8 protein-coding genes are annotated in these 10,641 nt (G+C 71.6%); 3 read left to right on the top strand and 5 right to left on the bottom strand.

Annotated elements, in window-relative coordinates; translation table 11 throughout:
• From D7X74_RS04155 to D7X74_RS04145, 3 genes are all read right to left on the bottom strand, one after another.
• The coding region (locus D7X74_RS04155; RefSeq protein ID WP_147446465.1) for an MFS transporter at positions 1-635 on the bottom strand (635 nt) is incomplete at its 3' end.
• Complete coding sequence (locus tag D7X74_RS04150; protein WP_147446464.1) at positions 632-1,255, bottom strand: hypothetical protein; 624 nt, start codon at positions 1,253-1,255, stop codon at positions 632-634. The genes D7X74_RS04150 and D7X74_RS04155, both read right to left, overlap by 4 nt.
• A 629-nt stretch (positions 1,256-1,884) precedes the next feature.
• Positions 1,885-2,160 (bottom strand): PqqD family protein, encoded by a 276-nt coding sequence (locus tag D7X74_RS04145; protein ID WP_158620469.1) that lies wholly within the window; start codon positions 2,158-2,160, stop codon positions 1,885-1,887.
• A gap of 312 nt (positions 2,161-2,472) precedes the next feature.
• Between D7X74_RS04145 and D7X74_RS04140 the strand changes: the two genes are divergently transcribed.
• Both D7X74_RS04140 and D7X74_RS04135 read left to right on the top strand, forming a co-directional pair.
• The gene (locus D7X74_RS04140) at positions 2,473-5,139 is read left to right on the top strand and encodes an ATP-binding protein (protein WP_199732922.1); all 2,667 of its coding nucleotides are present in this window, start codon (positions 2,473-2,475) and stop codon (positions 5,137-5,139) included.
• Between the two features lie 234 nt (positions 5,140-5,373).
• The gene (locus D7X74_RS04135; protein ID WP_233601956.1) at positions 5,374-6,138 is read left to right on the top strand and encodes an outer membrane protein; all 765 of its coding nucleotides are present in this window, start codon (positions 5,374-5,376) and stop codon (positions 6,136-6,138) included.
• Between the two features lie 3 nt (positions 6,139-6,141).
• On the opposite strand, the gene D7X74_RS44960 is transcribed toward D7X74_RS04135, so the two are convergent.
• Both D7X74_RS44960 and hemL read right to left on the bottom strand, forming a co-directional pair.
• The gene (locus tag D7X74_RS44960; RefSeq protein ID WP_199741757.1) at positions 6,142-8,778 is read right to left on the bottom strand and encodes a protein kinase; all 2,637 of its coding nucleotides are present in this window, start codon (positions 8,776-8,778) and stop codon (positions 6,142-6,144) included.
• Entirely contained in the window at positions 8,762-10,057 is a 1,296-nt protein-coding gene (gene hemL, locus D7X74_RS04125; protein WP_120531594.1) for a glutamate-1-semialdehyde 2,1-aminomutase, read from the bottom strand. The genes D7X74_RS44960 and hemL overlap by 17 nt, the downstream gene beginning before the upstream one ends.
• Positions 10,058-10,249: 192 nt before the next feature.
• Between hemL and gloA the strand changes: the two genes are divergently transcribed.
• Entirely contained in the window at positions 10,250-10,636 is a 387-nt protein-coding gene (gloA, locus tag D7X74_RS04120; RefSeq protein ID WP_120531603.1) for a lactoylglutathione lyase, read from the top strand.
• The last annotated feature ends 5 nt before the right edge of the window (positions 10,637-10,641 follow it).

The following is a 10,641-nucleotide window of genomic DNA, read 5'->3' as shown; positions in this document are numbered from 1 at the left end:
GCCCGCACCCCGCCGGCCTCCGCTTGCGCGCGGGGCGCCGCCTGCGAGTCGTCCAGCGCCAGCAGCAGCAGGCTGCCCACCAGGAACAGGGCGCCCGCGAGGAAGAACGTTCCGCTCACCGACAGCGCGCGGATGACCGCGGAGGAGGCGAACAGCGCCGCCACGAACACCAGGTTCGAGGTGGCATCCAGCATGGCGAAGATGGTGGCGCGCTGCTTCGTGGGAGCGAAGTCCGCCACCATCGCGTTGGACACGGGCGCCGCGCTGCGCGACAGGAGCATCTTTAAAATCATCACCGCGGCGAGCGGCTTCGGATCATCCACGAGGGCCACCGCGGGCACCATCAGCGACGTGATGAGCGAAAGGCCCACCACGAATGGCTTTCTGCCATGACGGTCTGACAAGGCTCCCAACACCGGCTGCACGAAGATGGGCAGCAACGAGCCCACCGTGTAGAGCAGTCCAATCTCCTGGAAGCCCAGCCCGCGCGAGCGCAGATACAAAGGCATCACCGGATTGAGCAGGCCCGCGGCCACCATCCCCACCAGCCCCGAGCCGAGCATCACCCGCAGGTTGCCCAGCCCCTTCGTCAACCCATACATCTCCCGGACGGCACGCACGCCCTGGCGGATCATGCGGCCCCCGGCTTCGTCACGGCCGCCGCGCCCGCGCGCGGCTCCAACCCCAGCACCTCCGACACCGCCCGAGTGAGCGTGGGGACCGGCCGCACGTCCAGCGCCGTCAGGCCCTTCGCGTCGAAACCGCTGCCCTCCGGCACGTACACGGCCACCCTCCCCGCCTGGGGAAACACCTGCCGCACATAGGTCTGGGCCACGCCCAGCTTTCCCTGGAGGAACTCGCGCGGCGCGGGTGCGAGCCGCTCACCGTGCTCCTCCAGCGCCACCCCCGTGCCCAGGAAGGGCGACGGCAGCGGGCGGCCGCTCAGGAGCGCCACCCAGGCGACGAACAACGGCAACGACGCGCTGCGCCCATCCAACGTCAGGGCCTTGCCGCGCGGTGACACCCGCAGGTCCGTCTCCTCCCACGGCAGCGCGTAGTGCGCCCGTCCCAGCGCCGCGAGGTGCTGTGCGTGCCGCTGCCAGACAGGCGTGAAGACATGGCCCCGGGACGCGTCCAGCCACAGCCGTCCCCGGCCGGGACACACCGCGACCTCCACGGACACGACGCGAAAGAGCGCGCATCCTCCGACCTCCGCCTGGGTGAAGAGCAGCAATGGGAGCGGGGCGGGAGACATGGCGGGCGTCAGGGATTGAAAAAGACAACCGGGTGGAGGCAGACGGCCTCCACCCGGCTGAAATGGCACTACTCCGCCTGGGAGAGCGCGTCGTTGCGCACGATGACGGTCATGCCGCCCGAGCAGGTGCACTTGTCGGACGACGCGGAAACGCGAACGATCTGGGCCTGGTTGTACATGGTGATGCTCCTTCGTTGGGGTGTGGGGTTGTGGAACAGCGAGGTGTTGCTACCCGGCCTGACTTGGGCCGGTTGAAGCGAGGCGACGGGACGGAACTACTCCGCCACGTCGGTGGTGAGCACCGTCATGCCGCCGGAGCAGGTGCACTTGTCGGACGACGCGGCGACGCGAACGATCTGGGCCTGGGTGTACATGGTGATGCTCCTTGGTTGGATTTGCTGCGGAACGACTGCTGCCGTGAAGCGCCGAGGAGTGTGAACAGGGGGTCTGACATTCCCTGTCGTCTTCCTTCGCGCTCCACCCACCCGTGAAACACATGTCTCACGGGTGGATTCGCGGGCGCCCCGACGTCAGGGCGCACACGAAACCTGGAGCCAGGGCATGGCTTCGCCCGACCCTCCCGGGAGGGGGCTCTACGACGTGATGTCTGGGTTCAATGTTTCAGGCGTTCAGACGGGGGAGGGCTCGCAGAGCCCCAGCTCCTGGAACTGCACCACGGTGCGCTGGACGTCCGCGCGGATGTCGTCCTCCTGGTCCACCGCGTCCAGGCCCCGGGCCAGGGATTGCACGGCGCCGTCGAGCGACGTGCCGCTCTGGCACAGCTCGAAGATGCGCGCGGCCGTCTCATTCACGCGGAAGACCTCTCCGCCTTCGGTGTCCATCAGGAAGAAGGCTCCGTCCTGCTGCTGGACGATGACGCCGGAAGTCGTGCGGGGCAGGCTCAAGACAGTTCCCCCTGGATGGCCGCGAACCTCGAGTGCTCCCAGGAAGCCCCTGGAGCCCGACTCAAGCCGCGTATTCATGATTCATGGTTCTAAATACCTTCACACCTGCTGTCAATGTCACACGGACTCTGGGTTTGGCGACGTCAAGGCTGAAATGTGACGTCTGGCGTATGGGAAGGCGGCGGGGTTGCCGTGCCGCGTCGAGCGCGAGGTGTGCGCTGGTGGGCGGTGCGACGCGGGGGTGGCTTCACCCGGCGTCCCAGGGGTGCGAACGTGGCGCTCGTGAGAGGCACTGAGCGCATGAACCGTCGGGTGGGGACGGTCCCTGAGGAGCCGGAGGCGGAGTACCGCCTCCTCGACGACATGCCCCTGGGCATGTTCGTGCTCCGGGACAGCGTGCTCGTGTACGCGAACGCCGCGCTGGCGCGGCTCGTGGGCGCGACGCGTGAGGAGCTGGTGGGCCAGTCGGTGACGGCGCTGCTGGAGGAGCCCCGGGCGGACGCGCCGACGGACCGGCTGGCGCAGCGGCTGGCGACCGCGCCGGTGGCGGGCACCTCCGAGGGCTGGCTGCGGACGTCGGGCGGCGGGATGCGCGTGGAATTGACGGTGCATCCGCATGCCAGGGATTGGGTGGTGCAGGCGCGCGATGTGACGTCCCGCGTGCGCCGGCGCACGGTGCTGCGAAAGCTGGCGGAGCTGGGCGCACAGGTGCGCGCGCTGCATGACGAGGACGCGGTGCGCGAGGAGGTGTTCCGCGGACTGGAGGCGCTGGAGCTGGGCTTCGCGTGGTTGACGCCCCGGGGCGTGGGGGTGGAGCTGTCGATGGCGGGGCTGTCGCCCAAGCTCGTGCCCCATGCGCCGGCGCTGGGCGGACGGGTGCCGGTGGAGGCGATGGGCGGCTGGGCCCCGGCGCTGGTGCGCACCTGGCGCGACGGGAACGCGTGGGTGGAGGACCTGGGCATGGAGGCGTCGCGGTTCGTGCCGGAGTCGCGCATGGACGCGGTGCTGGCGGTGTTCCAGCGCGTGGAGCCGCACCGGGGCGTGGGGGTGCGCATCGACGTGGAGAACGCGCCCCTGGCGATGCTGGTGCTGGCGGCGGACTGGCTGAGCGAGGAGGACGTGGCCTCCGTGCGGCTGTTCGGGCAGCAGGTGTCCTCCGCGCTGGACGCGGCGCGCACCATCCAGCGGCTGAGCGTGCGCGCCACGGCGCTCACCGCGCTGGGGCGGCTGGCGTCCCAGGCGGCGTCCGCGCCGCACCCCCGGGCCTTCTTCGGTTCAGGCACGGAGGAGATCGCCGGCCTGCTGGCCTGCGACGCGGTGTGCCTGCTGCTGCCGGCGGACACGCGTCACCAGCCGGGCGAACCGCTGGAGCTGGTGTACGCGCGCGGCCTGTCGGAGGACGCGGTGGCCCGGGTGCGCCGCGCGCGCATGGGGTCGCTGCCCCGTCCGAGCGGGATGAGCGACGCGGTGCAGGTGCTGGACGCGGAGGGCTGCCCCGCGCCCACGCGCGACGCGCTCCGGGCCCTGGCCTTCCAGACGCTGGTGACGGTGCCGCTGCGGGTGCGCTCGCGCGGCGTGGGCACGTTGAGCGTGCTGTTCCACGCGCGGCGGCGGCTCACCGCGCTGGAGCTGGAGACGCTCCAGGCCATGGGCACGCACTTCGCGGCGGCCATCGAATCCCACCGGCTGCTGGACGAGGTGCGCGGACGGGCGGAGGACCTGGCGCTGATGCACGAGGTGGGCAAGGCGCTGGCGGCCACGCTGGAGCTGGACCGGCTGCTGGCCACGGGCGTCACCAGCCTGGCGCGCATCGTGGACGTGCCGGACGCGTACGTGCTGCTGCCGGATGCGAAGGGTGAACGGCTGGCCATCCGCGCGGCGACGGGCGGGCACCCGGAGCTGGTGGGCCGGGACCTGCCGTTGGACATGTCCCTGCATTCCCTGGCGGCAGAGGTGTTCCGCACGCGCCAGCCGCTCCGGGTGGAGGACGCGCGCGTGGACGGGCGGCTGGACGACGAGCTGCGCCGGGCCGCGGAGGGCGTGGCGTACATGGTGCTGCCGCTCGCCGTGCATGAGCAGATGGTGGGCGTGGCGGTGATGGTGGAGACGCGGCGGCCCCGCCGCTTCACCCCCGCGGAGCTGGAGCGGGCGGACGCCATCGCCAACCAGCTCTCGCTGGCGCTGGAGGGGGCTCGGCTGGTGGAGGATTTGAAGAAGAGCTACGAGGAGCTCAGACGCGCGCAGGAGCAGCTGGTGCACCGCGAGCGGCTGGCCGCGCTGGGTGAGCTGTCCGCGGTGATGGCGCACGAGGTGCGAAACCCGCTGGGCGCCATCTTCAATTCGGTGGCCACCATCCGCCGCATCATCGGCCCGGAGAGTCCGGCGACGCCGCTGGTGGACATCGTGGGAGAGGAGGCGGACCGGCTCAACCGCATCGTCGCGGACCTGCTCACCTTCGCCCGGCCTCCGTCGCCGCACCTGTATGCCGTGTCGGTGACGCAGCTCCTGGAGGAGGCGGTGGGCGGCGCGTTGTCGGACGCGGGCAGCCACGGCCAGCCACCGCCGCCGGTGCGCGTGGAGTGGGTGATGGAGGAGGACGTGCCGTCGGTGACGGTGGACGAGCGGCTCATCCGTCAGGCCTTCCTCAACCTGGCCCTCAATGCCGTACAGGCCATGCCCCAGGGCGGCACGCTGCGGGTGGTGGCCCGGAAGGCGTGGGTGGACCGGCCCGGCGTTCAGGTGGAGATCATCGACACCGGCCCGGGCATCCCGGTGGAGCTGCGCACGCGCATCTTCGAGCCCTTCTTCACCACCAAGGCCCAGGGCACCGGGCTGGGGCTCGCCGTCGTGAGACGCATCGTCGATTCGCACCTGGGGACGCTGGGGCTGGACGTGCCCGACACCGGCGGCACCGTCTTCTGGATCTTCCTCCCGCTGGAGCCGCCCACGCTGCCCGCCCTGCCACTGACCGGCGGCTGACACGTCCTTGCGCGCGGAGTGAACAGTCACCCCCCACGGGTGACCCTTCGCCGTGCGCGTCGTGTCTGATTCCTGGCAGGGAGGCCTGGCTTCCCCAGGAGGCGGATGGTGCACCGGGTTCATGTCGTCGCAGGCGTCGTGTCGTGCCTCTTCGGATTCATGGGCGTGGCCCGCGCGGACGAGGCTTCCGCTCCGGTCGACGTTCCGGTGTCGGCACGGAAAGAGGAGCCTCGCGTGGAGTGGCGCGCGGTGGCGGAGCTGGGCTTCCTGGACGTGCTGTCGCACAGCCTGCGCCAGGGCAGCGACGGCAGCATCTTCCGGTTCCCGGAGGATGGGGGGCAGGACAACCTCTACACCTTCGTGCGCCTGAGCGCGGAGCTGTCCCTGCGCGGGCGGCACACCCTGGTGTTCCTGGTGCAGCCCCTGGACATCCAGACGCAGGTGGTGCTGCGGCGGGACGTCACGCTGGACGGGCTCACCTTCCCGGAGAACACGCCGCTGGACGTGCGCTACGCGTTCCCGTTCTACCGGGCCAGCTACCTGTATGACCTGCTGGGCGGCCCCGAGCGGGAGCTGTCGGTGGGCGCGTCGCTGCAGCTTCGCAACGCGACGTTCGTCTTCACGTCGGCGGACGGGACGCTGCGGCGGACCAACCGGGACGTGGGGCCGGTGCCGCTGCTCAAGGTGCGCGCGCGGTGGGCGCTCAGCGAGAACTGGTGGGTGGGGCTGGAGGCGGATGGCAGCTATGCGCCGGTGGCGCTCATCAACGGCGATGATGACTCCGGCACCGTGGGGGCGCTGCTGGACGCCAGCCTGCGCGGCGGCGTGCGGGTCACCGACCAGGTGGAGGTGTTCCTCAACCTGCGCTACCTGGGCGGCGGCGCGCGCGGCACGTCGGACGACAACGAGGAGGAGTTCGGCGACGGCTTCACGAGCAACTGGCTCAGCACCGCCACCGTGTCCCTGGGCGTGCAGTACCGGCTGCCCAGCGCGGACTGACGCTCACTCGCCGCCGGACCCGCCCATGAAGAGCCACATCACGCCGAAGCCCACGATGAGCGCCACGGCCACCACCGCCGCGAGCATGGCCCAGAAGCGGTAGCGCGACGGCAGGGGCCACATGAGGCGGGGAAGGTTGAAGTGGACGACCTTGGCCGGCTTCTTCGGGGCCTTGCGCCTGGCTTCCGCCTGCGCGCGCTCGCGCTCCTTCAGCTCCTCCGCGATCTTCAGCGCGGTGGAGATGTCCATGTTCACGCCGGGGAGCGTTTCGCGCGTCTTGGTGCGCACCGGAATCGGGCGGGTCTCGTTGGGCCGCTCGTCCACGATGGGGGCCGCCTTGCGCGGGGCCTCCTTGGGCGCGACGTAGGGGGTGGACTTCTCCGAGAGGTAGGCGGGCATGTTGCCCGTCGTGCGCGACAGGGCGCCGAAGATTTTCGCGGCCTCCAGGGCCTCGGTGGCTTCGCCCGCGCCACCGGGGGTCCAGGGCACGGGGAGCTCCTCCTGGGACAGGGGCCGGGTGGCGTCCGGGAAGTCCTCGGCCACCGGCGGGGCGGCGCGGGCCGGGGGGGCCGCGCTCATGGACGTGCGGGACGGTGCGCGACGCTCCGGGGCCGCGTTCGCGACGGGGCGCTTCGGCTTGTCCACGTCCGTGTGCTCGTCGTCGAAGCCCTCGTCCTCGTCGGGGCCCAGGGCGAGGGGGGACGGGCCGGCGCCCTCGGTGGCGTCGTCCGCGCCCGAGCCCGGCGTCCACCCGGAAACGGCCTTCGCGGGGGCGCGGGAGGAGGGCTCGGTGTCCTCGCTCTTGCGCATGGGCCGCTCGTTCGTCGTGGAGTCCTCACTGCCGGCGCCGGGGGTCCAACCCGGACGCGAGGGCCGGTTCTGCATGGGTGAGTCCTCCGGGGCCGGGGGTGCCCCTTCTCGGTGAAAAGCTCGAGGGTGTGGACCGGAGTCTTCCGCTTCCGGGGCCGAATTCCAATCCGCTTGGAGAAGTTGCCCGGTCGCAGCCTGCCTGGACGGGGGGGCCTCCCCGCTTGCCCGGGGGCCTTCGCCCGGGTCGGTGGTGTCCTCGGCGCCCGGGCCGGCGCCGTGGGCCAGGGCGCCTTCCTGGGGGGTGGGGTCGTCCGCGCCCGGGCCCGGCGTCCAGTGAGACACAGCGCCGTCCAGGCGAGCGGCTTCGGCGGTCGGGGTGGGTGTCGGGTCCGGGGCCGCGGCGGCACCTTCGGCGGCCGGGGCCGTGTCGAGCGCATGTGCATCTTCAGGGGCCGTGCCCACACCCCTCCTCGGATCCACTCCGACCGCCGTCGCGTCTTCCCCACCGGAGCCCGGCGTCCACGCCACCTGGGGTGGCTGCGCGGGCGCGGTGGACTCCTCCACGCCCACGCCCGGCACCCAGGCGTCCTTGGTGACTTCCTGGTTGTGCAGCCGCACCGGGGGCGCCTTGCGTGCACCCGGCTCCTCCCAGGGTTTCAGCTCCCGGGGTGCCACGTCCGTGCGCGCCTCGGCCTCGGCCGCCGCCTGACGCAACCTCGCCGCGTCCAGCGCCTCCGTCGCGATGTCCTCCTGCGCCCGGAGCACTTCGGCTTCCTCCGACACCGACGCGCCCGGCGGCGCCAGCACCGACGGGAACTCCTGCCGCGTGCTCGCGCGCTCCGGCTGTTCGCGCAGCAGGTCATCCACCATCTGCTGCTCCATGACCTTCTCACGCGGGAAGGCCGCCGACATCAGCCGCACCAGGTCCTGGTCCGTCACGCCCAGCGCCAGCTTCTCCTTCAGTGCCGCCAGCGCCTCGGCCATCGCCGCGGCGGTGGGGAAGCGGTCCTTGGGTTCGGGCGCCAGCGCGCGCACCAGGAACGCGTCCACCGCGCGCGGCAGGTCTGGCCGGTAGCGCCCCGCTGGCTCCCACTGCGGATAGGCCGCGCGCCGCCAGCGCTCCAACGGGTCGCCCCGCTGCGACAGCGGCTTCCACGCGAACAACTCCCACAGCACCACGCCCGCCGCGTACACGTCCGCCCTGCGGTCCACCGTGCGCTTGCGGGCCTGCTCCGGCGCCATGTACGTGAGGTTCCCAATCACCACGCGCGGCGCCGTCTGCTGTTCCTTCAACGTGGACTGCGCCGCGCCGAAGTCGATGATCTTCACCTCGCCCGCGTAGCTCACGCACACGTTCGCGGGCGACAGGTCGCGGTGCACCAGGTGCAGCGGGTGCCCGTCCTCATCCGTCGCGTCATGCGCGTACGCCAGGCCCTCGCACAGCCGCTGCCCCATCTGGAGCAGCGCGCCCAGGGGCATCATCCGCTGGCGCTGCCGCAGCCGGTACGCCAGCCGGCTCAACGTCTTGCCCTGCACGTACTCCATCGCGAGGTAGAGCTGCCCGTCCACCTCGCCCATCGCGTACACGCGCGCGATGTTCGGGTGCGCCAGCCGCACCACCACGCGCGCCTCGTCGCGGAAGCGCCCCACGAACTGCCGGTTCTCCACGAGCCCCGGCAGCACCTTCTTCACCACCACCGCGCGCCGCACGCCCTCCTCGCGCGCGAGGAAGACCTCCCCCATGCCGCCCGCGCCAATGCGGCGCACGAGCGTGTAGGGACCGAAGCGCAGCGGCCCCTTCAGGGGCTCTGGCTCAACGGGCGTCGCCAAGCGCCCGGAACGCCTTGCGGGCCGCGGCGAGCACGTGCGCCACCTCCGACTCGCCGATGGCCAGCGACACGAACGCCGCCTCGAACTGGCTGGGCGGCAGGTACACCCCTTCTTGCAGCATCGCGTGGAAGAAGCGCCCGAACTTCGCCGTGTCCGCCTTCTTCGCGGACGCGTAGTCGAACACCGGCTCCGCCGAGAAGAACACCGTGAGCATGCTGCCCACGCGGTTCACCGTCACCGGCACCCCCGCCGCCTTCGCCTCCGCGCGGAAGCCCTCCTCCAACAGGAGTCCCAGCTGCTCCAGCCGCGCATACGTGCCCGGAGCCGCCAGCGCCTTCACGCACGCCATGCCCGCCGCCACCGCCACCGGGTTCCCGGACAGCGTGCCGGACTGGTACACGGGCCCTTCCGGCGCCACCTTGGACATGATGTCGCGCCGGCCGCCGTACGCGCCCAGCGGCATGCCGCCGCCCACCACCTTCGCCAGCGTGGTCAGGTCCGGCTTGAGCTTGTACAGCTCCTGCGCCCCACCGCGCGCCAGCCGGAAGCCCGTCATCACCTCATCCAGCACGAAGAGCACGCCGTGCTTCTGGCAGAGCGCCTGCAACCCCTCCAGGTAGCCCGGACGCGGCACCAGCACGCCCATGTTGCCCACCACCGGCTCGATGATGGCGCAGGCGATGTCCTGGCCCTTCTCCGCGAAGATGCGCTCCACCGCCTCCAAATCGTTGAAGGGCGCGGTGAGCGTCAGCGCCGCCAGCGCCGCGGGCACGCCCGGCGAGTCCGGCAGGCCCAGCGTCTCCACGCCGCTGCCCGCCTTCACGAGGAACGGATCGCCCGCGCCGTGGAAGCAGCCCTCGAACTTGAGGATGTGCTCGCGGCCGGTGAAGCCGCGCGCGACACGGACGGCCGCCACCGTGGCCTCCGTGCCGCTGGACACCAGGCGCACCTTCTCCAGCGAAGGCATCGTGGCGCAGAGCAGCTCCGCGAACTCCACTTCCGCCGCGACGGGCGCGCCGAAGGTGGTGCCGCGACGGGCGGCCTCCAGGATGGCCTCGATGATGGGCGGGTATGCGTGTCCGAGGATGAGCGGGCCCCAGCTGCCCACCAGGTCCACGTAGCGGTTGCCGTCCACGTCGGTGAGCCACGCGCCGGCGCCCTCCCGGAAGAAGACGGGGTCACCCCCCACGCCACGGAAGGCGCGCACTGGAGAGTTCACGCCACCCGGGATGCGAGCCTGCGCACGGGCGAAGAGGGCCTGGCTTTGAGCGTGTTTCATGCCGCGTTCCATAGCACGCGCCGGGCGCCGCTCCCCGCCTTGCGTAGGGCTCCGGTGTCGCCTTTCCACCCCCATGCGGATGCCTGCCCGCACGGCGACGGACCGCCCTCCCGGACCCGGGGGCTCGCCCTCCCCGGTGGACACCGCACACGCGGCTTCACCCTGACGGCCCCGGCGGTTATGACCGCCCGCATGCGAATCCTCCACACCATGCTCCGCGTCGGCGACCTGGAGAAGTCGCTCGACTTCTACACCCGCGTCGTCGGCATGACGCTGCTGCGCCGCCACGACTACCCGGAAGGCCGCTTCACGCTCGCCTTCGTCGGCTTCGGCCCGGAAGACACCCACCCCGCGCTGGAGCTCACCCACAACTGGGACACGGCGAAGTACGAACTGGGCACCGCCTACGGCCACATCGCGCTGGGCGTCAGCGACATCCACGCCACCGCCAATGCCATCCGCGCGGCCGGCGGCAAGGTCATCCGCGAGCCCGGCCCCATGAAGCACGGCACCACCGTCATCGCCTTCGTCGAGGACCCGGACGGCTACAAGGTCGAGCTCATCCAGCAGAAGACCTGATCCTC

The organism is Corallococcus sp. CA047B, from assembly GCF_003612065.1.
In the GTDB taxonomy this organism is placed as follows: Bacteria; Myxococcota; Myxococcia; order Myxococcales; family Myxococcaceae; genus Corallococcus; species Corallococcus praedator.
The sequence above is the reverse complement of the archived record's forward strand: the minus strand, read 5'-3'. Positions and strand labels throughout refer to the sequence as shown.

Excerpts from the sequence above, each read along its gene's own strand:
- D7X74_RS04150 (WP_147446464.1), bottom strand. The coding sequence starts at position 1,255 with ATGTCTCCCGCCCCGCTCCCATTGCTGCTCTTCACCCAGGCGGAGGTC.
- gloA (WP_120531603.1), top strand. The coding sequence starts at position 10,250 with ATGCGAATCCTCCACACCATGCTCCGCGTCGGCGACCTGGAGAAGTCG.
- hemL (WP_120531594.1), bottom strand. The coding sequence starts at position 10,057 with ATGAAACACGCTCAAAGCCAGGCCCTCTTCGCCCGTGCGCAGGCTCGC.